At 67.9% G+C, this 23,839-nt stretch carries 19 protein-coding genes; 10 read left to right on the top strand and 9 right to left on the bottom strand.

The annotated features are described in order from the left end of the window. Window positions 1-6 precede the first annotated feature (6 nt). Window positions 7-3,597: a chromosome segregation protein SMC gene (smc, locus tag D3H54_RS19265; RefSeq protein WP_149380411.1), complete on the top strand. Its 3,591-nt coding sequence runs from the start codon at window positions 7-9 to the stop codon at window positions 3,595-3,597. 11 nt (window positions 3,598-3,608) lie between these two features. Here the strand turns inward: smc and D3H54_RS19260 are convergent, their stop codons facing one another. Genes D3H54_RS19260 through D3H54_RS19250 form a run of 3 tightly spaced genes read right to left on the bottom strand, consistent with a single transcriptional unit; the run spans window position 3,609 to window position 6,000 of the window. Then, window positions 3,609-4,331, bottom strand: coding sequence for a cobalamin B12-binding domain-containing protein (locus D3H54_RS19260; RefSeq protein WP_168214733.1), 723 nt, complete (start codon window positions 4,329-4,331; stop codon window positions 3,609-3,611). Continuing rightward, window positions 4,289-4,762, bottom strand: coding sequence for a B12-binding domain-containing protein (locus D3H54_RS19255; RefSeq protein WP_149380409.1), 474 nt, complete (start codon window positions 4,760-4,762; stop codon window positions 4,289-4,291). The genes D3H54_RS19260 and D3H54_RS19255 overlap by 43 nt, the downstream gene beginning before the upstream one ends. Further along, window positions 4,750-6,000: a PP2C family protein-serine/threonine phosphatase gene (locus D3H54_RS19250; protein WP_149380408.1), complete on the bottom strand. Its 1,251-nt coding sequence runs from the start codon at window positions 5,998-6,000 to the stop codon at window positions 4,750-4,752. The genes D3H54_RS19255 and D3H54_RS19250 overlap by 13 nt, the downstream gene beginning before the upstream one ends. Before the next feature lie 147 nt (window positions 6,001-6,147). Between D3H54_RS19250 and D3H54_RS19245 the strand changes: the two genes are divergently transcribed. After that, window positions 6,148-6,504, top strand: coding sequence for an STAS domain-containing protein (locus D3H54_RS19245; RefSeq protein ID WP_353620030.1), 357 nt, complete (start codon window positions 6,148-6,150; stop codon window positions 6,502-6,504). Here the strand turns inward: D3H54_RS19245 and fni are convergent. Then, window positions 6,488-7,501: a type 2 isopentenyl-diphosphate Delta-isomerase gene (fni, locus tag D3H54_RS19240; protein ID WP_149380407.1), complete on the bottom strand. Its 1,014-nt coding sequence runs from the start codon at window positions 7,499-7,501 to the stop codon at window positions 6,488-6,490. The genes D3H54_RS19245 and fni overlap by 17 nt on opposite strands. Window positions 7,502-7,624: 123 nt before the next feature. On the opposite strand from fni, the gene ftsY reads away from it, so the two are divergent. From ftsY to D3H54_RS31830, 5 genes are all read left to right on the top strand, one after another. Then, on the top strand, window positions 7,625-8,980 hold the full coding sequence (ftsY, locus tag D3H54_RS19235) for a signal recognition particle-docking protein FtsY (RefSeq protein WP_149380406.1): 1,356 nt from the start codon (window positions 7,625-7,627) through the stop codon (window positions 8,978-8,980). Between the two features lie 177 nt (window positions 8,981-9,157). Next, window positions 9,158-10,513, top strand: coding sequence for an ammonium transporter (locus tag D3H54_RS19230; RefSeq protein ID WP_168215091.1), 1,356 nt, complete (start codon window positions 9,158-9,160; stop codon window positions 10,511-10,513). A gap of 5 nt (window positions 10,514-10,518) precedes the next feature. Then, window positions 10,519-10,857 (top strand): P-II family nitrogen regulator, encoded by a 339-nt coding sequence (locus tag D3H54_RS19225; RefSeq protein ID WP_036339085.1) that lies wholly within the window; start codon window positions 10,519-10,521, stop codon window positions 10,855-10,857. A gap of 73 nt (window positions 10,858-10,930) precedes the next feature. Further along, complete coding sequence (locus tag D3H54_RS31835) at window positions 10,931-11,959, top strand: [protein-PII] uridylyltransferase family protein (RefSeq protein ID WP_286198932.1); 1,029 nt, start codon at window positions 10,931-10,933, stop codon at window positions 11,957-11,959. Further along, on the top strand, window positions 11,935-13,413 hold the full coding sequence (locus D3H54_RS31830; RefSeq protein WP_286198931.1) for a [protein-PII] uridylyltransferase: 1,479 nt from the start codon (window positions 11,935-11,937) through the stop codon (window positions 13,411-13,413). The genes D3H54_RS31835 and D3H54_RS31830 overlap by 25 nt, the downstream gene beginning before the upstream one ends. A gap of 3 nt (window positions 13,414-13,416) precedes the next feature. On the opposite strand, the gene D3H54_RS31280 is transcribed toward D3H54_RS31830, so the two are convergent. Continuing rightward, window positions 13,417-15,084 (bottom strand): hypothetical protein, encoded by a 1,668-nt coding sequence (locus D3H54_RS31280; RefSeq protein WP_168214913.1) that lies wholly within the window; start codon window positions 15,082-15,084, stop codon window positions 13,417-13,419. Window positions 15,085-15,306: 222 nt separating this feature from the next. Here D3H54_RS31280 and ffh point away from each other — a divergent pair, with 222 nt between their 5' ends. Further along, the gene (gene ffh, locus D3H54_RS19210) at window positions 15,307-16,872 is read left to right on the top strand and encodes a signal recognition particle protein (protein ID WP_149380405.1); all 1,566 of its coding nucleotides are present in this window, start codon (window positions 15,307-15,309) and stop codon (window positions 16,870-16,872) included. Between the two features lies 1 nt (window position 16,873). Beyond that, the gene (locus D3H54_RS19205; protein ID WP_149380404.1) at window positions 16,874-17,944 is read left to right on the top strand and encodes a metal-dependent hydrolase family protein; all 1,071 of its coding nucleotides are present in this window, start codon (window positions 16,874-16,876) and stop codon (window positions 17,942-17,944) included. Between the two features lies 1 nt (window position 17,945). Here the strand turns inward: D3H54_RS19205 and D3H54_RS19200 are convergent, their stop codons facing one another. Both D3H54_RS19200 and D3H54_RS19195 read right to left on the bottom strand, forming a co-directional pair. After that, the gene (locus D3H54_RS19200; protein ID WP_149380403.1) at window positions 17,946-19,385 is read right to left on the bottom strand and encodes a hypothetical protein; all 1,440 of its coding nucleotides are present in this window, start codon (window positions 19,383-19,385) and stop codon (window positions 17,946-17,948) included. Window positions 19,386-19,541: 156 nt separating this feature from the next. Next, window positions 19,542-20,384 carry a D-alanyl-D-alanine carboxypeptidase family protein gene (locus D3H54_RS19195; RefSeq protein ID WP_149380402.1) on the bottom strand — a complete coding sequence of 281 codons (843 nt, stop codon included), beginning with the start codon at window positions 20,382-20,384 and terminating at the stop codon, window positions 19,542-19,544. A gap of 207 nt (window positions 20,385-20,591) precedes the next feature. Between D3H54_RS19195 and D3H54_RS19190 the strand changes: the two genes are divergently transcribed. Next, on the top strand, window positions 20,592-21,224 hold the full coding sequence (locus D3H54_RS19190; protein ID WP_149380401.1) for a DUF1942 domain-containing protein: 633 nt from the start codon (window positions 20,592-20,594) through the stop codon (window positions 21,222-21,224). 9 nt (window positions 21,225-21,233) lie between these two features. On the opposite strand, the gene D3H54_RS19185 is transcribed toward D3H54_RS19190, so the two are convergent. After that, complete coding sequence (locus D3H54_RS19185; protein WP_149380400.1) at window positions 21,234-22,109, bottom strand: D-alanyl-D-alanine carboxypeptidase family protein; 876 nt, start codon at window positions 22,107-22,109, stop codon at window positions 21,234-21,236. Between the two features lie 24 nt (window positions 22,110-22,133). Beyond that, window positions 22,134-23,768 (bottom strand): sulfite reductase subunit alpha, encoded by a 1,635-nt coding sequence (locus D3H54_RS19180; RefSeq protein WP_149380399.1) that lies wholly within the window; start codon window positions 23,766-23,768, stop codon window positions 22,134-22,136. Window positions 23,769-23,839: the final 71 nt, after the last annotated feature.

Below are 23,839 nucleotides of genomic sequence, written 5' to 3'. Positions count from 1 at the left end.
CACGCCGTGTACCTCAAGAGTCTGACCCTGAAGGGCTTCAAGTCCTTCGCTGCGGCGACGACTCTTCGCCTGGAGCCCGGCATCACCTGCGTGGTCGGCCCGAACGGTTCCGGCAAGTCCAATGTCGTCGACGCGCTGGCCTGGGTGATGGGCGAGCAGGGGGCGAAGACGCTGCGCGGCGGCAAGATGGAAGACGTCATTTTCGCCGGCACCTCCTCGCGGGCGCCGCTGGGTCGCGCCGAGGTGACGCTGACCATCGACAATTCCGACCACGCGCTGCCGATCGAGTACTCCGAGGTGTCGATCACCCGGCGGATGTTCCGCGACGGCGCCGGGGAGTACGAGATCAACGGCACCAGCTGCCGGTTGATGGACGTCCAGGAGCTGCTCAGCGACTCCGGCATCGGCCGGGAAATGCACGTCATCGTCGGTCAGGGCCGGCTGTCTCAGATCCTCGAGTCTCGCCCCGAAGACCGCCGGGCCTTCATCGAAGAGGCCGCTGGTGTGCTCAAGCACCGCAAGCGCAAGGAAAAGGCGGTCCGCAAGCTCGACTCGATGGCGGCCAACCTGGCCCGGCTCACCGACCTGACCACCGAGCTGCGCCGCCAGCTCAAGCCGCTGGGCCGACAGGCCGAGATGGCGCGGCGAGCCCAGACCATTCAGGCGGATCTGCGCGACGCGCGGCTGCGGCTGGCCGCCGACGACCTGGTCACCCGGCGGGCCGAGTTCGCCGGCGCCGACGACACCGAGACCACGTTGCGCCGCGAGCACGACGACGCCGCGAAACGCCTGGACGTCGCCACCACGGCGCTGGCCGCCCACGAGGCCGCGGTGGCCACGCTCTCCGAACGCACCGACGCCGCCCAGCAGGCTTGGTTCCGCCTGTCGGCGCTGGCCGAACGGGTCAGCGCCACCGTCCGGATCGCTTCTGAGCGAGCGCAATACCTCGAGACCGAGCCCACCGCGAGCACCGGCCCGGACCCCGACGAGCTGGACGCCGAGGCCGACGAGGTCGCCGCGCGGGAGCAGGAGCTGCTGGCCGAGCTGGCCGAAGCGCAATCGCGGCTCGAGTTCGCGCGTGCCGAGCTCGGGGAACGCGAACGCGCGGCCGCCGAAGCCGAACGCGCCCACATGGCCGCCGTGCGCGCCGAGGCCGACCGCCGGGAAGGTCTGGCCCGGCTGGCCGGTCAGGTAGAGACGGTGCGCGCCCGGGTCGAATCGATCGACGAGGGCGTCGCGAGGCTGACCACCGCGATCGAAGAGGCCGCCGCCCGCACCCAGCACGCCAGGGCCGAGTTCGAGACCGTGCAGGGCCGGGTGGGCGAACTGGATCAGGGCGAGGTCGGACTCGACGAGCAGCACGACCGCACGATCGCCGCGCTGCGGCAGGCCGACGAGCGGGTGGCCGAATTGCAGGCGGCCGAGCGCAGCGCCGAACGACAGGTGGCCTCGTTGCGGGCTCGTATCGACGCGCTGGCGGTCGGGCTGGAGCGCAAGGACGGCTCGGCCTGGCTGACCGAAAACCATGGCGGCACAGGACTTTTCGGGACGATTGCCAAACTGGTCAAGGTGCGCTCGGGTTACGAAGGGGCGTTGGCGGCGGTGCTGGGCGCCGCGGCCGACGCGGTGGCCGCTGAAAACTTCGACGCCGCCAGTTCGGCGGTGCGAGCGCTCAAGGACGCCGACGGCGGCCGGGCGGCGATCGTGTTGGGGGACTGGCCGATTGCGCCGCGCCAGACCGGTTCGCTGCCCGAGCGCGCGTTGTGGGCGCTGGATCTCATCGAGGCGCCGGGACGACTTCAGGGCGCCATGACGGCAATGCTCGCCGACGTGGCCGTCGTCGAGGATCTGGGTGCCGCGCTGGATCTGGTCGCGGCGCGGCCATCGCTGCGTGCGGTGACACTCGACGGTGACCTGGTTGGCGCGGGGTGGGTCAGCGGCGGCTCCGACCGCAAGCCCAGCACTCTGGAGATCGCCGGCGAAATCGACAAGGCCACACGCGAACTCGCGGCAGCCGAGACCCAGGTCGCCGAGCTGTCGGCCGCACTGGCCGGTGCGCTCACCGAACAGGGTGAGCGTCAGGACTCCGCTGAGCAGGCGCTGGCAGCGCTCAACGAATCCGATGCCGCGATCGCGGCGATCTACGAACAGCTCGGCAGGCTGGGGCAGGAAGCCCGTGCCGCCGAGTGGGAGTGGCGCCGCCAGCAGGCTCAGCGCGACGAGCTCGAGGCCGGGCGGCTGAAAACGGTGGAAGAGCTCACCGAGCTCGAGAACCGGTTGGCCGCAGCGCAGGACGGGGTCACCGAGGTCGAGGACACGCCCGAGGACCGCCAATACATGCAGTCCGCCGCCGAGGAAGCCCGTGCCATCGAGGTGGAGGTGCGGCTGGCGGTGCGTACCGCCGAGGAACGTGCGAATGCCGTTCGCGGACGGGCAGATTCGTTGCGACGCGCTGCTACGGCGGAGCGCGAGGCGCGGGTTCGCGCCCAGCGCGCCCGGGCAGCCCGCGAGCACGCCGCCGCGGTCGCTGCCGCGGTGGCCGAGGCCGGGCGCCGCGTGGCCGAGCACCTGTCCGGTGTCGTGGCAGCGGCGTCCCGGCGCCGCGATGCGCTGGCCGCCGAACGGCAGGAACGGGCCACCGCAATGACCGCCGCGCGTGAGGAAGTGACCGCGCTGAACACCCGGATCGCCGCGCTGACCGACTCGCTGCACCGCGACGAGGTGGCCAAGGCCCAAGCGTCGCTGCGCATCGAACAGCTCGAGCAGATGGTGCTGGAGCAGTTCGGTATGTCTGCCGACGATCTGATCGCCGAGTACGGCCCGGACGTGACGCTGCCACCGTCGGAGCTGGAGATGGCCGAATACGAACAGGCCAAGGAGCGTGGCGAGCAGGTCATGGCGCCGGCGCCGATGCGGTTCGACCGCCCGACTCAGGAACGGCGGGCCAAGCGGGCCGAACGTGAGCTGTCCGAACTCGGCCGGGTGAATCCGCTTGCGCTGGAAGAGTTTGCCGCGCTGGAGGAGCGCTACAACTTCCTGTCCACCCAGCTCGAAGACGTCAAAGCCGCCCGCAAGGACCTGCTCGACGTGATCGCCGACGTCGATGCGCGCATCCTGCAGGTGTTCGCCGAGGCGTACGCCGACGTCGAGCGCGAGTTCGAGCAGGTGTTCGCGACGCTGTTCCCGGGCGGTGAAGGCCGGTTGTTGCTGACCGACCCCAGCGACCTGCTGACCACCGGCGTGGAGGTGGAGGCCCGCCCACCGGGCAAGAAGGTCAAGCGCCTCTCGCTGCTCTCCGGCGGTGAGAAGTCGCTGACCGCGGTGGCCATGCTGGTGGCGATCTTCCGGGCCCGGCCGTCACCGTTCTATGTCATGGACGAGGTCGAGGCCGCCCTCGACGACGTGAATCTGCGCAGGCTGATCGGGCTGTTCGAGCAGCTCCGCTCCCAGTCACAGCTGATCGTCATCACTCACCAGAAGCCGACCATGGAGATCGCCGACGCGCTGTACGGCGTGACGATGCAGGGCGACGGCATCACCACGGTGATCTCGCAGCGAATGCGCGGCGAAGAGCTGGTCGCCAGCGCGGCGCCGTAACCGTCTGCGGCTCAGTCGGATTCGATGGTGAAGTGCTCACGCACGAGCTCGCGTGCCAGCGGGTAGTCCTCGACGCCGTCGGCGAGCAGGCCGGCCAGCTCGGCCACTGACGCGGGATCGGCGTCACGGGCCCGCAGCACGTCGTTGATCCACCACGCGGTCTCGGCGATCGGCCGAGGGTCACCGGTGAGCAGCGCCGCCGACAGTGCATGCAGGGCCTGGTTCAACGTGTCGCGGGTCAGATTGACGAAGACGGCGCTCGGCGGCGCGTCACGGGTCAGCGACCAACGCTCGCGCAAGGAGTCGACGATTCGGCGGTGGTGCAGATCCAACTGCGCCTGCTCGATGGCTGCGGCCGGTGAAATCTCCGGTAGCGCGCCGGCAACCGCGGGCAACCCGTCCATCTCTGCGACCGCGGCGTGTGCATTCGGTGCCCACGCGGTGGCGCCCAGCGCCCGGGCCCGCACGTCGTCGTAGCCGAACGCCGGACCCCCGACCAACGTCGGCACCCCGGCCGTGGTGGCCGCCTCGATGAAGCGGCGGGTGGTCGGCAAGGCGCCCAGCACCGAGCAGCTGATGGCGACCGCATCCTGGCCCTGGTCGACGAGATGCTGGCTCAGGCGCATCGGCGAGGTCGCCGCGCCCAGCACGGTGGTGTCCCAGCCGTGCGCGCGCAACGCGCAGGCGATGATCATGGCGGGCAGTTCATGGAATTCCCGCTCGGCGCAGGCCACCAGAACCGACCTGCCCCCCGCGGATTCCGCCTGCACGCGAACCGCGTGACGATAGGTTGTCCCGCAGCCGGTGCGCAGCCGGTCGGCCGCACGACATGACCTGCGCGGAGTTGCGCGCGGTCTGCCGTCGGACGGGTAGCCAGTCGAGTCGGCTGCTCCCGGCCCCCCAGCGGAATTCCGCTGACGTATTCGTCGACGGCGCCGGTGGCGGCAACCGAGATCGCAGTGGCGGCGTGCTCGTCGGCGACGGTCCATTCGGCACGCTGCCACCGCATCCCGACCTCGCGCTGCGATGCGGCTATGACGTCGGTCAGCACCGTCACGGGATCCACGCCGTCACTGAGTAATTCGGTGATCACGCCGGTCGCTCGCGCTCGGTTCCTGCTCGCCAACGCTTGCTGGTAATCCTCCAGCGGTGTCAGCTCCCGCATGTGACCGCCAGCAATGCCATGTCATCGTGCGGATCACCGTCCAAATACTCCAGGACGTCACGTTCCACCGCTTCGCAGATCGTCTCGCCGCCGGCTCCGGCGTAGGCGGGCAGCAGCTCGAACAACCGGTGCACGCCGTACAGACGCTCGTCGCGACGTGCCTCTTCGACGCCATCGGTGAACATCAACATGGTGTCGCCGCGATCCAATCGCACTGCGGCCGAGTGATAGTGCACGCCGAGCTTCACGCCGGCGGCGATCCCGGAGACCTCGATCTGTTCGATATCGCCGGTGGCCCGAACCACGATGGGGCCGGGGTGTCCGGCCGCGGCGACCTGCGCCTCGGCCCACTGGCCGTCCGGCCTTCCTCGCACGCGCGCGCACAGCGTGGTGACAAACCGCCCTACCGCCTGTTCGCACAGCACCGTGTTCAGCGTCTCCAGAATCCGATCGGGGCTCCGGTCGAAATGCGCTGAGGTACGGATGGTTTGGCGAGCCTGCAACGTCAGTGCGGCGGAGTCGACCCCCTTGCCGCACACGTCGCCCAGGGTCAGCACCCAGTCGTCTCCGCTGCCGACGACATCGTAGAAGTCGCCGCCGACCTCCAGATGCTCCGCGGCGGGCCGATAGCGTGCCGCGATCGAGAATCCGGTTGCCTGAGGAAGTTTCGGCGGGCGGAGGCTGCGCTGCATGGCAGCGGCCAGCTGCCCGCGTTCCTCGTAGAGCCGGGCCGAGTCCAGCGCCACAGCCGCGGTCGTGCTCACCCGCTCGGCTTCTTCGATGGTGTCCGCGTCGAACCGCCGCCCCGCCGTGCGAGCCAGAACGAACGCGCCCAATGTCGTCCCCCGCGCGGTCAGCGCCAAGGTCAACACGTCGACCGGACGCAATGCGGCGAGTTCCTCGGCGAGGGCACGGTGTCGCAGCCGGCTGCCGATATCGGCAAGCGACATCTCGTGACCGACATGGCGATGGAGTCGCTGGCCCGTGCGCAACACCTGATCCACACCACGCTCGGCCGGCGACGAGCGGGCGATCACGTCGGAGAACCCGACGTTGGCGCCGCCGTAGACCGTCAGCCCACCCGTCCGGTGATCGGGCATGGCCAGTACCGCCCAGTCCGCCAGTACAGGCTGGACCGCGTTGAGCAGGTTCAGGACGGTCCGCCGCAGATTCAGCGATCCGTTCATCGCAGTCTCGACATCGCGGTGCGCGACACCGGGCGCGGACTGGTTTGCCATCGCCTCCACGCTAGCGGGAATTCTGACCCCGGGGGGCAGGCCCGGCCGTCAGAGCGGGCCAAATGGGTGAGCTAATCTGTTCGCCGGGGTTCAAGCAGCAGCCTTCCGATAGTTGTCGCCCGCCGCGCGGGCACCGATCATCGAAGGGTGGCTTTGGACGCTTACGACTGCCGGCAGTACTGGCTGGGAAGAACCGCCGTCGTCAGTGCGTCCGGGGCACTCGATCTGCTGACGTCGCCGCGTCTCGAGCAACTCGTCACCAGCACACTCGAACAACGGCCGGCTGCCCTGATCATCGACCTGACCGATGTGAGCTTCCTCGGCTCGGCCGGCATGCAGGTCCTCGTCGACGCCTACGAGGCGGCCTCCCCGGACATCGGATTCGCGGTGGTCGCCGACGGTCCCGGCACCAGCCGGCCACTGAAGCTGATCGGCCTGACCGAGGTCTTCGATGTCGTCTCGTCCCTGCAGATCGCGGTCGACCGACTCAGTCGAGGCGCGTGAGGTCCAGCCGTTTCAGCGCGGCCACGTCGTCGGCCCCGCAGCCGTGTAGACAGACCCGCAGCTCTTCGACGAAGCCGTGCAGCGCATCCAGCGCGGCCGCCGGTGACTCGATGGCGGGGGCCAGCAGCGGGCGGGCCAGGGCCACCACATCGGCACCCAGCGCCAGCGCCTTGGCGGCATCGACCCCGGTGCGGATTCCGCCGGAGGCCATCAGCGGCATGCCTGGCAAGGTGGCCCGAACCTCGGTGAGTGCCTGCGCGGTCGGCACCCCCCATTCAGCGACGGCCGGGTAGCGCACCTCGCCGTAGCGCACCAGCTGTTCGACCCGGGCCCACGACGTTCCGCCGGCTCCGGCGACGTCCACCGCGGCGATCGGCAGCTCCCGCAGCCGCTCGGCGGCCGCGGCCCCGATCCCGTGGCCGACCTCCTTGACCACGATCGGGTAGGGCAGTGTCTCGGCCAGCCTGCGCAACCGCTCCAACGAGCCGCTGAAGTCGGTGTCGCCGTTGGCCTGCATCGCCTCCTGCAGCGGATTGGTGTGCACGGCAAGCGCGTCAGCGCCGATCCGGTCCAGTGCCGCGGCGATCTTGGGAAACGCCGCATCGGAGAGCTGAGCCAGCCCGATGTTGCCGATCAACAGGATGTCGGGGGCGAGGTCCCGGACCTCGAAGCTGGTGGCGACAGTGCCGTCGGCGTCGTCGTCGAGCATGATCCGCTGCGAACCGAGCATCATGCCGATCCCGAGCTTCTGGGCGGCTTCGGCGAGATTGCGGTTGATCGTGCGGGACAGCTCGGCCCCGCCGGTCATCGCTCCGATCAGGACCGGCGCGCGCAGCTGTGCGCCGAGGAAGCCGGTGCCGAGGTCGACGGTGCCGAGGTTGGTCTGGGTCAGGGCGTTGTAGGGGAGCCGGTAGCGCTCGAAGCCGGTGGTCACCGTCTCGTACTCCACCGGGCCGTGCAGGCAGGCATCGATGTGGCGCAGTTTGCGGCTCGCCATCCCATGTCCCGGGTCGCTTCGCTCTCCCCGGCCGCTGCCCGCTTCCGTCCCATCGGTAGTCACGAGGTACCCCGTACCCCAGGGGTGGCGCGGCCCACCGCCACGCCCTGAAACAATGGCACGGTGTCAGAGGGTCTCTGGATCGCTATCGCGGTCATCGCCGTCCTGCTCGTCGCTGCACTCATCATCGGTCTGGTCCGCTACCGGCGGCGCCAAATCAGTCTGCGCCGCAGCTCAGAGAGTCCCACACCAATTGACCGATCCGGCGGCTACAGCGCGTCGAGCGGCATTTCGTTCACACAATCGTCAGTAACGACGGCGCCCCCCAAAGCGCCGGCCACGCCGCCCACCATCGACACCACGGGCCTGCCCGGAGTCGGCGACGATGCCGCGCTGCCGCGGGACTCCGTCAAGCGCCCGATCGAAGATGTGCGGCTGCCCGAACCGCCGGTGGCGGAACCGCCGGCGACCGCGGAGCCGGTCGCCGAAGAGCCTGCCGTCGACGAGGCCCCCGCGCCCGCCGCAGTCACGCCGACCGCGCCCGATCTCAGCGGCATCGCGCCGACGGAAGGCCGCCTCGAGCGCCTCCGCGGGCGGCTCGCCAAGTCACAGAACGCGCTGGGCCGCAGCATGCTCGGTCTGCTCGGCGGCGGCGATCTCGACGAGGAGTCCTGGGAAGAGGTCGAGGACACCCTGCTGATCGCCGACCTGGGCCCGGTGGTGACCAGCTCGGTGATCGCACAGTTGCGCAGCCGGCTGGCCGCCACCACCGTGCGCACCGAGGCCGAAGCCCGTGCCGTTCTGCGGGACGTGCTGATCGCCGAACTCAACCCCGGGCTGGACCGCTCGATCAAGGCACTGCCGCACGCCGACAAGCCGTCGGTTCTGTTGGTCGTCGGCGTCAACGGAACGGGCAAGACGACCACGGTGGGCAAGCTGGCCCGCGTCCTGGTCGCCGACGGGCGCCGGGTTGTCCTGGGCGCGGCCGACACCTTCCGTGCGGCCGCCGCCGACCAGTTGCAGAGCTGGGCGTCACGGGTCGGTGCCGAAGTGGTCCGCGGCGCGGAGGGCGCCGACCCGGCGTCGGTGGCATTCGACTCGGTGGACAAAGGGATCGAAGCCGGCGCCGACGTCGTGGTCATCGACACCGCCGGGCGACTGCACACCAAGACCGGCCTGATGGACGAGCTCGGCAAGGTCAAGCGAGTGGTGAGCAAACGCGCGGCGGTCGACGAGGTGCTGCTGGTTCTCGACGCGACGATCGGCCAGAACGGTCTGGCGCAGGCCCGGGTCTTCGCCGAGGTCGTCGACATCACCGGGCTGGTGCTCACCAAACTCGACGGGACTGCCAAGGGCGGCATCGTCTTCCGGGTGCAGCAGGAGCTCGGGGTACCGGTTAAGCTCGTCGGATTGGGCGAAGGCCCCGACGATCTCGCTCCTTTCGAGCCGGCCGCGTTCGTCGACGCGCTGCTCGGGTAGCCCCGGAACCCGTTCTGAGCGGCACGAATTGCGGGATGTAACACCCGCGAAACGAAGACTGCCGATCCGTTCACATATGCGAAACACCTAGGCGTCTTAGCTGAAACAACCACTGCGCATTGTCTTGGCCTAGGTCAACGGTGCCTAACCGTGGCATGGGTGAAGGAGAAACTGCGAGTGGATGGATTTCCCGTAATGGGTGTGCCGGACACCGGCGACACAGCATGGATGCTTGCGAGCTCCGCGCTCGTGCTGCTGATGACGCCGGGCCTGGCCTTTTTCTATGGCGGCATGGTGCGTGCCAAGGGCGTGCTCAACATGATCATGATGAGCGTCAGTGCCATGGGCGTGGTCACGGTGCTGTGGGTGCTGTACGGCTACTCACTGGCATTCGGCAACGACAAGTTCAACCTGTTCGGTGACCCCAGCCAGTACTTCGGCCTCAAGGGGCTGATCGGCGGCACCTACCTGCAACTCAAGCCGGAGGATGCGGCCGTCTCGATCCCGCTGGCCGGAACCATTCCGCAGGTCGTCTTCGTGGCCTTCCAGCTCATGTTCGCGATCATCACGGTCGCCCTGATCTCCGGTGCGGTCGCCGATCGTCTCAAGTTCGGGGGCTGGCTCGTCTTCGCCGGCCTGTGGGCCACGTTCGTGTACTTCCCGGTCGCCCACTGGGTGTTCGCCTTCGACGGTGTCACCGGTGAGACGGGTGGCTGGATTGCCAACAAACTCAAGGCAATCGACTTCGCCGGTGGAACCGCGGTGCACATCAACTCCGGTACCGCGGGCCTGGTCCTGGCCATCATCCTGGGCAAGCGCCTCGGCTGGCCCGGCACCCCGATGCGGCCGCACAACCTGCCGTTCGTGATGCTCGGCGCCGGTCTGCTGTGGTTCGGCTGGTACGGCTTCAACGCGGGTTCCGCGGTGGGCTCCAACGGAATTGCCGGTGTCACCTTCCTCACGACCACGGTCGCGACGGGTGCCGCCATGCTGGGCTGGCTGCTCACCGAGCGGATTCGTGACGGTCACGCCACCACCCTGGGTGCGGCATCGGGCATCGTGGCCGGCCTGGTCGCGATCACCCCGTCCTGCTCGTCGGTGAATGTGGTTGGCGCGCTGGCGATCGGCGCGGGTGCGGGTATCGTCTGTGCTCTCGCGGTGGGCCTGAAGTACAAGCTGGGCTTCGACGACTCGCTCGACGTGGTCGGCGTGCACCTCGTCGGTGGTCTGTTCGGCACCCTGATGGTGGGCCTGGTGGCCACCGCGGAGGCGCCGGCGGCGGTTTCCGGTCTGTTCTACGGCGGTGGCTTCGATCAGTTGATCAAGCAGGCAATCGGTGCCTTCGCGGTTCTGGGGTACTCCGCCATCGGGACAGCTATCTTGGCCTTGATCGTCAAGTACACCATCGGACTGCGGCTTGATCGCGAGGAAGAGGCGTCCGGCATCGACGAAGCCGAACACGCGGAGACCGCGTACGACTTCGCAGCGGCCGGCACGAGCTCGGTTCTCGGACGTCACGGCGCGGAGGAATGAGGGAAATGAAGCTGATTACTGCGATCGTCAAGCCGTTCACGCTGGAAGACGTCAAGACCGGTCTGGAGCAGACGGGCATCCTCGGGATGACTGTCAGCGAGGTCCAGGGTTACGGACGTCAGAAGGGTCACACCGAGGTGTACCGAGGCGCGGAGTACTCCGTGGACTTCGTGCCCAAGGTGCGTGTGGAGGTCATTGTCGATGACTCCGCGGTCGACAAGGTCGTGGACGTCATCGTGCAGGCCGCACGAACCGGCAAAATCGGCGACGGCAAAGTGTGGGTCAGTCCGGTGGAGACCGTCGTTCGGGTCCGCACCGGTGAGCGGGGGTCCGACGCTCTCTGACGCAGACGTTGTGAGGTTCGCTGCGGCCGCACCGAATAAGCGTTAGTCGAGCGTCGGCCGTTGGAGGACTGAGATGACAAAGCAATCAAGAGATTCCGCCGCCGGCGCCCCCCGATGGGAGGCACCGGCGGCGGGTTCGTCGAAACCCGCGAAAGATCTGGCCGCCGCGAACAAGCAACTGCTGGAAGGTGGTCAGCGCCATCTGGATTCGGCGGCACTGCGCGACGCGCTGTTGGATCTGCACGAATTCTGGCTGAGTACCAAGGCCACCGAGATCGGTATCACAGCCACCAGTGGGTTCGCGATCGTCGCCACCGGCGGCCTGGGCCGCCGCGAGTTCGTGCCGTACTCCGACCTCGACCTCATGCTGCTGCACGACAATATGCCGGCCGACATCGTGACCCAGGTGGCCGAACTGCTGTGGTACCCCTTGTGGGACGCCAACATTCGCCTGGACCACAGTGTTCGCACCGTGCCCGAGGCGCTCGCGGTGGCCAACGAGGACATCTCGGCAGGGCTCGCGATGCTGGAGGCACGGCATATCGCCGGGGATGCCGAACTGTCCCAGCTGTTGATCGGCGGGGCACGGCGGCAGTGGCGCACCGGAATCGGCTCCCGGTTCGAAGAGCTCGTCGAGCTCACCCAGGCGCGCTGGCAGCGCAGCGGACAGATCGCGCACCGCGCCGAACCGGATCTCAAATGCGGCCGGGGCGGGCTGCGCGACGTCCAGCTGCTCAACGCGCTGGCGATCGCCCAACTGGCGGACGTGTACCCGAGCAACTCGCTGGTGTCGCCGACCGGCTCACTCGGCGGCGCGCATCTGGCGCTGCTCAACGTCCGCACCGAACTACACCGGTCGTCCAAGCGCGGCCGTGACCAACTGCTGGCCCAGTTCGCCGACGAGATCGGCGCCGCCCTGCGCATCGGCGACCGCTTCGACCTTGCCCGGGTGCTCTCCGACGCCGCCCGCACCATCAGCTACTACGTGGATGCCGGGTTGCGCACCGCGGCCAATGCCCTTCCCAAACGTGGTCTTTCGGTGCTGCGACGGCCGACCCGTCGCCCGCTGGACGAGGGGTGGTGGAATTCGCCGGCGAGGTGATCCTGGCCCGCGATGCCCGCCCGGAGCGCGATCCCGGCTTGATTCTGCGGGTCGCGGCGGCCTCGGCGACCACCGGACTGCCGATGTCCGCGTCGACGCTGAACAGACTCGCCGCCTCCGCTCCCGAACTGCGCACGCCGTGGCCGCGCGACGCGCTCAAGGACCTGCTGGTGCTGCTGGCCGCGGGCCCGACGACGGTGGCCACCATCGAGGCGCTGGACCGCACCGGGTTGTGGGGACGGTTGTTCCCCGAGTGGGGCGCGGTGCGCGATCTGCCGCCCCGCGACGTCGTGCACATCTGGACCGTCGATCGGCATCTTGTCGAGACGGTCTCGCGGGCAAGCACATTCACCACGCGGGTGTCCCGTCCCGACCTGCTGGTGCTGGGTGCACTGCTGCACGACATCGGCAAGGGCCGCGGCGGGGACCACAGTGTGATCGGTGCCGAACTGGCTGTGCAGGTCGGCACCCGGCTGGGTATGTGGCCGTCCGACATCGACGTGCTGTCGGCGATCGTGCGCTACCACCTGCTGCTGCCCGACGTCGCGACGCGCCGGGACCTGCAGGATCCCAAGACCATTTCCCGTGTGATCGACGCACTCGGTGGCGACCCGGTGCTGCTCGAGTTGCTCGATGCGCTGGCCGAGGCGGATTCGCTGGCGACCGGGCCCGGAGTGTGGGGGGATTGGAAGGCCTCGCTGATCGGCGACCTGGTCCGGCGTTGCCGGCTGATGTTGGCAGGCGAGCCGCAACCACACGCGGATCCGATTGATCCACAACATCTTTCACTGGCGGCCGACGGCGGTGTACACGTCGAGATGACGCCGGGCGACAGTGCGCACACCTTCAACGTCGCGATGATCGCACCGGACCGGCGCGGCTTGTTGTCCAAGGCGGCCGGGGTGCTGGCGCTCAACTCGCTGCGGGTGCATTCGGCGTCGGTCAACAGCACCGGCGGTGCCGCGATCAACACCTTCGTGGTGTCACCGCACTTCGGTGCGCCGCCCGCCGCCGAGCTTCTCCGGCAGCAGTTCATCCTCGCCCTCAGCGGCGAACTCGACGTGATGTCCGCTCTGGAGAAGCGCGATGCCGACGCCGCGCAGTACGGCACCGGCCGGGTGGGCGAGCACAAGCCGGCCGTGCCGATCAACGCCGTGCCGGCCCCGCCGCGCATCCTGTGGCACGACGGCAGCGGGGAGGGCAGGCTGATCGTCGAGATCCGCACCACCGACCGCACCGGACTGCTCGCGACGCTCACCGGCGTGCTGGAACGGACCGGCGCGGACATTGCCTGGGCCAAGATCACGACGCTGGGATCGTCGGTGGTCGACGCCTTCGGCATCTCGGTCCCGGCGTCGGTTTCCGTCGACGAGGCGCGCAGGCAGTTGGAGAGCGACCTCTATGCGGTGCTTCCGGCTCCGCCGCCCGCGAAGCCCGCCGAGGCGGCCGGTTAACCGTCAGCGCTTCTGCGGGATCAACCCGAGCGTGCCGTTACCCGCTGTGGTGCCAAGGGAATACACGACGTCGTAGGTGTAGAACAGCGAGATGCCGGTGTTCAGGTAGTACACCTCGGTGGTGTCGACGACCTCGTCCGCGGTCGGATTCTGCACTTTGACCTTGCCCGCGTTCTGGGCGTCGGTCGTGACGAACTGGAAGTAGCGGACCGGGGTCTGTCCCGTGGTGTTCCCCGAAAGCCAGAACAACATGTCGTTTTTCAGCTTGGAGACCGTCTCTGTCCCGCTGCTGTCCCCTTCGATGATCGAGTCGTATCTCGTCGGATAGGGGTCGGGGCTCAGGTTCGTGTTGTGAAGCGTGGTGGTGGCACCGGTGTCCGGGGTGATGCCCACATTCGGAGTGTTGATCAACAAGGTGCCACTCTTGTCGATGATGTTGATCGTCGCGTTGAACAACTGCAATCCGTAGAAGTGCAGCCCGCTGTTCTTGAACGTGTCCGTGCCCGCTTTGTCGTCGGGCAGCATGGGAAAGTACATGCCCTGCGAGTTCGCAATGTCGCTGTTGGTCAACCCGATCTGCATCCACGCTTCGCCGGTGTCGGGATCCACGTGCACGAGGTAGCCGGGCTTGACGCCCCAGCCGAAGGTCAGTTGGGCGATGACCTGGTTGATCCCGTTGGCCGAAAATGTCGGGGCCATACCGAAGTCGCCGTAGAACGCATTGTCGATGGGCGCAGGCGAATCAGGCTTCGGCAGACCCTCTGGCGTCCACAGTGTGTCACCGGACTTGCTGTTCGTGATCGAATCCATCTGTCCGACAACGACTTGACCACTCGTGACCAGAGGTGTGGAGTTGCCGATGGAATACAGTGACACTGTTCCTGTCGCCGCGAAACCGCTGTACTGCAGACCACTGTCGAACGTGTCCTGCACCTGTTGCGTGGAGGTGGTGACATTGCTGCCCCACCATGGCGATCGCGTGGGGTCAGCGGAGGCGTAGGCCGCGTAGAAGCCACCCGCGCCGGTGTCGAACTCGAACAGCTGGGGCGGTGCTCCGTACCCGAGCGAGACGTAGATGCCGAGTTTCTGGGTGCCGGCGTTGTCGATGCTCTGGAAGTACAGCGGCACCTTGATGGGCCTGGTGATCACTCCCACGCTGGCCGGGAACAGAGTGCGCCGGATCAGGTACACGCCGTCTTGCAGGACCCTGTTGAGCGGCGTGGCCGGCTGGTTGGCGAGCCGGTTGGCGGCACCGGCCAGAAACTCTTGCAGCGCATCGGAAATCGACTGGAGTCCTTGCGGGACGGCCAACCGTTGAGCGCTCGTCGCCGTGGCGGTGGCGGTGGCGGTGGCGCTCGCGGACGCGAGAGCCGGCGCCGGGGAGGTGGTGCGCCCTGCCGTGCGGGTGGTCGTCACGCGCGCTGAGACCGCGGCGGGGACGCCCCGGGTGGTCTGGGCCGCGCTGCGCCGTGGCGCGGCGGGTGCGCTTCGACCGGTGCTTGCCTTGCCGGCGTGCCGATCAACGGAGTCGCGCGCCGACGAGCTGTGGCTGGTGGAGGTATCCGACGACGACGGGTTGCCACCCGTGTCAGCGGCGGCGATGCCCGGCGCGGCCATCAGCGCCACACCGATTCCCGCCGCGGCGGTCCCCAACTGGAGCCACCGCACCACCGGCAATATCGTGCGCGAAGAACGTGAAGACTTAGCCACCCCGACCTCCAGACCCGACTCTGGAAGCACATCCGCTGTGCTTGGACCAGGGATACCACACGCACGCCGGCGACACCGGATTTTGCCGCAGTTCATCGAGCAGTCATCGCCCCCGCGGTCGACCGCCCGATCAGGACCACGGTGGCGATCTCGGCTCCGAGCTGCGCCAGATAGGCTTGACCCGTGTTTGAATCCCTGTCCGACCGGTTGACCGGTGCGCTCTCGGGCCTGCGCGGCAAAGGTCGGCTGACCGACGCCGATATCGACGCCACTACACGCGAGATCAGGCTTGCGCTCCTGGAGGCCGACGTCTCGCTGCCGGTCGTGCGCGCTTTCGTCAACCGCATCAAGGAGCGGGCGCGCGGCGCCGAGGTCTCCGGTGCGCTCAACCCAGCCCAGCAGGTCGTCAAGATCGTCAACGAGGAGCTCATCGGCATCCTCGGCGGGGAAACCCGGCAGCTGGCTTTCGCCAAGAACCCGCCGACGGTCATCATGCTGGCCGGCCTGCAGGGCGCCGGTAAGACCACGCTGGCCGGCAAGCTGGCCAAATGGCTCAAGGGCCAGGGCCACACCCCGCTGCTGGTGGCCTGCGATCTGCAGCGCCCCGGCGCGGTCAACCAGCTCAAGATCGTCGGCGAGCGCGCCGGCGTCAACGTCTTCGCCCCCCATCCGGGCACCGCACCCGACGCCGCCGATACCGAGGGCGCCGGCCCGGGTGATCCGGTCGCTGTCGCCGCCGCCGGCCTGGCCGAGGCGCAAAGCAAGCACTTCGACGTCGTTATCGTCGACACCGCCGGCCGGTTGGGCATCGACGAGGTGCTCATGGAGCAGGCCTCCGCGATCCGCGACGCCGTGCACCCCGACGAGACCCTGTTCGTCCTCGACGCGATGATCGGTCAGGACGCGGTGGCCACCGCCGAAGCGTTCGGTTCGGGTGTCGGGTTCACCGGCGTGGTGCTGACCAAGCTCGACGGCGACGCCCGCGGTGGCGCGGCCCTGTCGGTCCGCGAGGTGACCGGCGTGCCGATTCTGTTCGCGTCGACCGGTGAGAAGCTCGAGGACTTCGACGTCTTCCACCCCGACCGGATGGCCAGCCGCATCCTGGGCATGGGCGATGTGCTGAGCCTGATCGAGCAGGCCGAGCAGGTCTTCGATCAGCAGAAGGCCGAGGAGGCCGCCGCCAAGATCGGCTCCGGCGAGCTGACGCTGGAGGACTTCCTCGAGCAGATGCTGATGATCCGCAAGATGGGCCCGATCGGCAACCTGCTGGGCATGCTGCCCGGCGCAGGCCAGATGAAGGACGCGCTGGCCACCGTCGACGACAAACAGCTCGACCGGCTGCAAGCGATCATCCGCGGCATGACGCCGCAGGAGCGGGCCGACCCGAAGATCATCAATGCCTCACGCCGACTGCGCATCGCCAACGGATCCGGCGTCACGGTGTCCGAGGTCAACCAACTCGTCGACCGCTTCTTCGAGGCGCGCAAGATGATGTCGCAAATGGCCGGCGCGATGGGCATGCCGTTCGGTCGGCGCTCGTCGAAGAAACAGACCAAGGGCAAGAACAAGCAGGCGGGCAAGAAGAAGGGCGGACGCGGGCCGACGCCGCCCAAGACCAATCCGTTGCTCGCCGGCGCCATGCCCGGCGGTTTCCCGGACCTGTCCGGAATGCCCGAAGGCCTCAACGAATTGCCGCCGGGGCTGGCCGATTTCGATCTGTCCAAGCTGAAGTTCCCGGGCAAGAACTAGCGTGGTGGCCCTTCACGTCCGGGGCCGTGGCCTGCCCGACGGCGAGGTCGTGGAGTGGTGGATCGTCGACGGCATCCTGCGTGCCGAGCCGGTCGCCGAGGCCGAGACCGTATTCGACGGCGGCTGGATCCTGCCCGGCCTGGTCGACGCTCACTGCCATGTGGGGCTCGGAGACGACGGCGCGATCCCGCTGGACGAGGCGATCGCCCAGGCCGAGCGCGAGCGTGAGGTCGGCGCACTGTTGCTGCGCGACTGCGGATCGCCGACCGACACCCGCAGCCTCGACGATCATCACGACCTGCCGCGGATCATCCGGGCCGGCCGACATCTGGCCCGCCCCAAGCGTTATTCGCGGGGCTTCGCCATCGAACTCGAGGACGAGTGGCAGCTGCCCGAGGCGCTGGCCGCTCAGGCCCGCGCCGGCGACGGGTGGGTCAAGCTGGTCGGCGACTGGATCGACCGCTCGGTGGGCGACCTGGCGCCGCTGTGGTCCGACGACGTGCTGCGCGCGGCGATCGCCGCCGTCCACGACGAGGGCGCTCGGGTTACGGCGCATGTGTTCAGCGAGGACGCGTTGCCGGGACTGATCGGTGCGGGCATCGACTGTATCGAGCACGGCACCGGGCTGACCGACGACACCATCGCGATGATGGTCGAGCACGGCACCGCGCTGGTACCCACGCTGATCAATATCGAGAACTTCCCCGGATTCGCCGACGCCGCAAGCAAATACCCCACCTACGCCGCCCACATGCGCGACCTCTACGCCAGCTGTTACCCGAGGGTGGCCGCGGCCAGGGAAGCCGGCGTGCCGATCTATGCGGGCAGCGACGCCGGCAGCACGATCGTGCACGGCCGGATCGCCGACGAGGTCGAAGCCCTCACACGCATCGGGATGAACCCGACCGACGCACTCGGCGCGGCGTGCTGGGATGCGCGCCGGTGGCTGGGCCGGCCGGTTCTCGACGACGGCGCGCCCGCGGACCTGGTGTGCTACACCGAGGACCCGCGCGGCGGCGCCGACATCTTGTCCAACCCCGATCGAGTGATCCTGCGCGGCAGGGTTTTCTAGGTCAGGCGGCGATGGACAGGGTCACGGTCGCGGCGGGCAACGACGCGTCGGACACGGCCTTCTGAGCGGTGACGAGCCCGAAATTATCTGCGCCCCACGAATCCATGAATGCCTTGATGGGGATGCCAACACTGCCCTTGCTCAGATTGCCGTCGTTGAGGTAGACGAGTCCGGCCTTGATGTCGACGCCGGTCACCACGACCATGTGATTGGTTTCGGTTGCGATGGTGTCGCTGACTTGCCCATTGGCTGCCTTGACGATGGAATCTGCATCGACATCGACCATGACCGCCTTACCCTCGGCGAGGGCGGCCGAGAGGGCAGTCAGTGCCCGGTTTCCGTCCGCTGCCTTGACCTCCGCCGCCTCTTTCCGCGATTGGCCGCCCCGCGGCGCGGTCTTGTACGTCGTATAGGTCCCGTCGATACCGAACTGCTTCAACAGGGCTACGCCATCAGTGATCGTCAGCCCAGCGAACTTGGTTTCTGCCTGGGTACCCAGGTACATCTTTCGCGGCGGGTTCGACACACTGGTCGTGTTCTTCGCCAGCGTGATCATGTACTGCTCGGTCAGCACATTCCCGGTCAGCTGGCCGATGATCCCCGCGTCGGCGACCAGGACACAGCTGTTGTCGACCTGCTGGTCCTGGTACCACTTCGCGTTCGCGTCGGGAGTCCCGTACTGGCCGGTGCCGGTGACCGCGATCGTGATCGTCTTTTCGACGGTGTCCGGTTTGGCCGCTCCCAGGGCGACCGCCATCGAGTGCAGCGCGAGTTGGAGTTGGCCCAGCACGCCGGGCAGCTTGGCGGCGCCCCCGTTGCTGACCGCGACCGTGAACTGATCGGTGATGCCCGGCGTGATGAGGTCGTTGCGGGCGACGTAGCTGTAATTGCCGGTGTTCGGGTCAAAACTCAGTTCGCCGTACTTGGGTTGCTGGGTGACCTTGTAGGTCAGGCCGAGGCCGTTGTTGCTGGCCCCGTTGATGGCGCCCGTGATCTCTTTGTTGTCACCGGTTTGCGTGTTTTGGGTGGGATGGGCCGATGGCGCTCTGTTGAAGAACGTGTATCGGAGCACCGCCTCCGGTGTCGGCAGCTGCGGTACCGCGGAGGCTTTGGTCTTGGGCGCGACGGTGTCCGGAACCAGCGACAGGGACGCCCGAGATGTCGGCGTGGTTGCGGCGGCGCTGGTGGGGCGGGTCTTCGGTGCGAGGTTGGCAGCCGTTCTGCGCGACGAGCCCGTCGAATCATGCTTTGTCGCAGGGGAGTTCGATGCGCCCGAGCTGGCGTGCGACGCTGAGCCGGACGACCCGGTGTCGGCGTAGGCCACTGCGGTGCCACTGACCACCGCCGCGCCGAGGCCCGCGGCCATCGTGGCTGCGGCGAGCCACGCCGCGAATTTGTGTGCGGCCCTGCGCCTGCGCGTCTGACCCGTGTTGAAATCCATCAACGATCCCCGTCCCGAAACCAACGCTGATAAGAACGGCCGACATCGGCCGACCTGAGAGTAGAGCTAATTAGCTCGCAAGGTCGTCAATTCGGCAATATCAGTGAATTGTTGATCTTTCCGATATCAAGTGGATAGCGCCGCGTTTGCGGTGATTCACGCGGGATAGTGGCTGAAGCCCCAGTCGAGCAGTTGGGCGGCCTGGTTCCACAGGTCGTCATCGCCGTACATCTCCACCACGATCAGCCGGTGCCCGCCGCGCTGCGCCATTCCGACATAGGTCTCGCGGGCCAGATCGGTGTAGCCGCTCTTTCCGCCGATGAAGCCGGCGTAGCTGCGCAGCAGGCGGTCCTGGTTCTTGATCTCCCGGTACCCCGACCGGTCGGGGAATTGCGCCGAGGTCTGGTGGACGATCTGCACAAACAGGGGATAGCGCAACGCTTCCCGGTAGATCAACGCCAGGTCGTGCGGTGAGGTCACCGACTCCCAGCCCGGCCCGTCCAACCCCGACGGCGATCCGGCCCTGGTGCTGCGGGCGCCCAGTTGGTAGGCCTTGGCATTCATCTTCTGCACTGCCGCACGCTGTCCGCCGAGCATGTCGGCGAGCAGATTGGCGGCGTCGTTGCCCGACACCAGCAGCAGCCCGTCGAGCAGTTGGCGCGCGGTGTAGATCTGGCCGGGCACCAGCCCCACGCACGAGCATTCGACTTGGGTATTGGCCGCCGTCGCCCGGATCACGGCGTTGGGCGACAACTGGTCGAGCACGACCATCGCGAGCAGCGGCTTGATGGTGCTGGCCGGCGCGTGCGCGCTATAGGGTTCCCGGCTGCCCAGGATCTGGCCGGTGTCGAGGTCGGCGACCAGCCAGGCCCGCGCCGGACCGTCGGGCGGAGCGGTCACCGCACCGGCCGGCTGCGGGGTGGGCGCGGCCGCGACCGGCGCCACCAGCACAAGAGACATGGCGATGCTCAACATCGCGACGAATGGGCGGGCCGGCATGAGCCGAAACTAACCAGACTGCACCTCGGCAACGACGCGAGCGAGTCTCGAATGTATTGCGATGACGGTCGACGGGTTTAGCGTCCGGCGACGAACGCACCGATTAATTGGGGAGATGCCGGTTAAAGCGGGTATTGGATTGGTGAGTCACAGTAAAATTTTTCGAACAAATGCCGGGGTGTTGGCACTGATCAGGTGGGGAGAGACATGAAAATCGCGAAAATGGCCGGAGTGGGCGCCACGGTTGTCGCATTGGGCCTTGCCGGTGTCTGCGCCGCACCGGCGTGGGCGACGGACAGCGTGCGGGTGTTCGGCGAGCAGGAGACGTTGAACGGGCCCAATGGCCTGCCCTACATCGGCTACGCCGTGGGCAAGCTCAAGCCCAGTTCGGACCCGGTGCCACACAATGGCACGTTGTATTCGGCCAAACTGACCATCGACGGGATGGGTGGCAATTATCCGCCGTTCATCGAGCGCTTCGGTGCCCGCGCTGAGTCCGGCGATTTCTACCCCGCTATTTGGGGCGCGTCGAATGGCGGAAGACTGTACTTCGACGTTGTTGGCGACATCCCGAACAGCGTTGTCTTCAACGACGGCACTCGTGACCTCCTGGCCTGGGTACCGGGTGACCCGGGCAGCACCGCGGCGCCGGTCGTCGTGCCGGATTCCGACGAGAATTTCCAGGTCGTGCCGGACAGCCAGGCCCCAGCCGGCGCCCCGCCGTCGGGCGACAACTCGGCCATCGTGGCGACCCCGAACGACCTGGCCACCTCGCCGTATCAAATCACCGAAGGTGAGGCGGCTCAGCCGGGCTTCAACTCGGGCGGCGGACGCCGCTAGCCGGGCGGACTACAGCGCGGCGACGCTCTCGGAAGGGTTTTGGGCGAAGCCCCAATCCAGCAGCGCCGCCGCTTGATCCCAGTACGTCGGGCCACCTTCGTGGATCAGCCCGTACATCATCGCGATCACCAGGCGGCGGCCGCCGCGGTCGGCGGCGCCGACAAACGTCTTGCGGGCGGCGTCGGTGAAGCCGGTCTTGCCGCCGATCGCACCGGGATAGCGGGCCAGCAGCTCGTCCTGATTCACCAGTGGCTTGTCTCCGGTCTCGCCGGGGAACATCGCGACCGGCTGGGCGGTGATCTGTGCGAACACCGGATTGGCCATCGCGGCGCGGAAGATCGCGGCGAGGTCGTGCGGAGTGGTCCAGCCCGGACCACCCGCTCCGTCCAGACCGGACGGTGTGGTCGCGTGGGTGTTGGTCGCCCCGATCGCGACGGCCTTGGCGTTCATCTTGTCGACCGCCTCCTGGTAGCCACCGAGCATGTCGGCCAGGGTGTTGGCGGCGTCGTTGCCCGACACCAGCAGCAGCCCGTCGAGCAGCTGGCGGGCGGTGTAGCTGCGACCGGGTCGCACACCGGCGCAGTTGCATTCGACGAGGGTGTCGGAGTTGGTGGCCACCACCGTCGCATTCAGGTCGGGCAGTTCGTCCAGAGCCGTCAGGGCCAGCAGTGTCTTGATCGTGCTGGCCGGTGGATGCGCGGCGTACATGTCGCGACCGGCCAGCACCTGGCCGGTGTCCATGTCGGCGACGATCCACGCGGGCGCGGGTCCGTCGGGGACCGGCACCGAGCCGGGTGGCTGATCGATGGTGTCCGCGTTGGCAATCCCTGCCGTCGCCGTCAATACCGTGAGCGCCGTCGTCAGGCTCGCGAGAAGTCTGCGCATGGGCCCTGAGCCTAACCCGCTCGGTCAGTAGACGTCGCGCACGTACCGATGAGCTTTGATCAGCTCGTTGACGTAGGAGTGCGCGGCGGCGGCGTCCATGTCACCGGCCTCGGCGACGATCTCGTGCAGGGCCGCGTCGACGTCCTTGGCCATTCGCTCGGCGTCACCGCAGACATAGAGATGCGCGCCGCCGTCGAGCCACGCGAACAACTCTCGCGCGTTGTCTTTCATGCGGTGCTGGACGTAGGTTTTCGGCCCGGTGCTTTCTCGCGAGAAGGCCAGGTCGAGTCGGGTCAGTGTGCCGGACTCGTGGAATCGCGTCAGCTCGTCGCCATACAGGAAGTCGGTGTGGCGCCGCCGGTCGCCGAAGAACAGCCAGGATCTGCCCGGCGCAGCGGTCGCCTGGCGTTCATGCAGGAACGCGCGGAACGGCGCGATGCCGGTTCCGGGCCCGACCATGATGATCGGTACCTCCGGGGCCGGCAGCCGGAAATTGTGGTTGGGCCGCAGGTGAATTCGCACCGACTGCCCACTGGCTACCTTGTCGGCCAGAAATGTGGACGCCACGCCACCGCGGGCGCGATCTCGGCAGTGGTAGCGCACGGTCGCCACTGTCAGGTGCAGCCGGTCCGGATGGGCCAATGGACTCGACGCGATCGAATAGTCGCGAAACTGTAAGGGCCGCAACGTTTCCAGTACTTCGTCAACCGACAGTTCGGCGAGGTGGAGCAGGTCGAGAACGTCGCGGCCGTACAACCACGACGACACCACCGCGGGATCGGGGGAGCGCAGCGCCGTGGCGGCCTCGGTGTCGCCGGTACGGGTGGCGACCAGCGCCTGCAATGCCCGCGATGGAGCGCAGATGTCGAGGTGGCCGGCGAGCAGTTCGCCCAGGGGCCGATCACTTCCCGCGGCGACGTAGGTGCCGTCGACGCCGAGCTTGGCCAGCACAGCCTCGACGAGTCCGGGATTGTTGACCGGATGCACGGCCACCGAATCGCCGGCCTGGTAGGTGATTCCGGAATCCGCGAGATCCAGCTCGATGTGGCGGACCTCCTTGTCGGACCCGGGTGCCGTGAGCAGGCGATTCACCAGGGCGGTCGAGGTGAAGGGATTCGCGTCGGTCCACGGGCTGGCGTCGTGACGGCGGTGCGGCGTCGTCTTCGGGGCGGTCGGTTCCGCGGAGGCGGGTGCGGCGGCGGCCGCCTCGATGAGGATCTTGGCGACGTCGGCGATCCACTCGCGGGCCTCGCCCTCCCGGTAGCAGTCGTATTCGACGCGCTCGGCCAGCGCGTGGGCGCCCAGCTCGGCGAGCCGGGCGTCGATGATCCGGCCGGCGTTGCAGAACAAGTCGTAGGAACTGTCGCCCAGCGCCAGAACCGCGTAGCCCAGGCCGTCGAGCCGGGTGTCGGATGCCGCCAGCTCCTCCCAGAACACGGTGCCGTTGTCGGGGACCTCGCCCTCACCGAACGTCGAGGCCACCACGATGACGTGCGTCGCGGCCCGGACCTCGTCGAGGGCGACGTCATTGAGCTCGGTCTCGGTGGCGTCGATACCGGCTTCCTTGACCGCGTCGGCCAGCTGCATGGCGATGTACTCGGCGGTGCCCATGTCGCTGGCGTAGCCGATGATCAGCGAGAAACCGGGACGCTCCACCACACTTGCTCCGATCTGATTTGGTTAGGCAAACCTTAGTAGAAAGTGTCCCGCAGGTGTGGACCACGCCGGCC

The organism is Mycobacterium sp. ELW1, assembly GCF_008329905.1.
Taxonomy (GTDB): Bacteria; Actinomycetota; Actinomycetes; order Mycobacteriales; family Mycobacteriaceae; genus Mycobacterium.
Note: the sequence above shows the minus strand (reverse complement) of the source record. Positions and strands in the feature narration are given on the sequence as shown.

What these genes read in the sequence shown, in the direction of transcription:
- D3H54_RS19255 (WP_149380409.1), bottom strand. Translation starts at nt 4,762, where the DNA reads ATGCGGGAGCTGACACCGCTGGAGGATTACCAGCAAGCGTTGGCGAGC.
- D3H54_RS19250 (WP_149380408.1), bottom strand. Translation starts at nt 6,000, where the DNA reads ATGGCAAACCAGTCCGCGCCCGGTGTCGCGCACCGCGATGTCGAGACT.
- fni (WP_149380407.1), bottom strand. Translation starts at nt 7,501, where the DNA reads ATGGCGAGCCGCAAACTGCGCCACATCGATGCCTGCCTGCACGGCCCG.
- D3H54_RS19225 (WP_036339085.1), top strand. Translation starts at nt 10,519, where the DNA reads ATGAAGCTGATTACTGCGATCGTCAAGCCGTTCACGCTGGAAGACGTC.
- D3H54_RS31835 (WP_286198932.1), top strand. Translation starts at nt 10,931, where the DNA reads ATGACAAAGCAATCAAGAGATTCCGCCGCCGGCGCCCCCCGATGGGAG.
- D3H54_RS19200 (WP_149380403.1), bottom strand. Translation starts at nt 19,385, where the DNA reads ATGGATTTCAACACGGGTCAGACGCGCAGGCGCAGGGCCGCACACAAA.
- D3H54_RS19195 (WP_149380402.1), bottom strand. Translation starts at nt 20,384, where the DNA reads ATGCCGGCCCGCCCATTCGTCGCGATGTTGAGCATCGCCATGTCTCTT.
- D3H54_RS19190 (WP_149380401.1), top strand. Translation starts at nt 20,592, where the DNA reads ATGAAAATCGCGAAAATGGCCGGAGTGGGCGCCACGGTTGTCGCATTG.
- D3H54_RS19185 (WP_149380400.1), bottom strand. Translation starts at nt 22,109, where the DNA reads ATGCGCAGACTTCTCGCGAGCCTGACGACGGCGCTCACGGTATTGACG.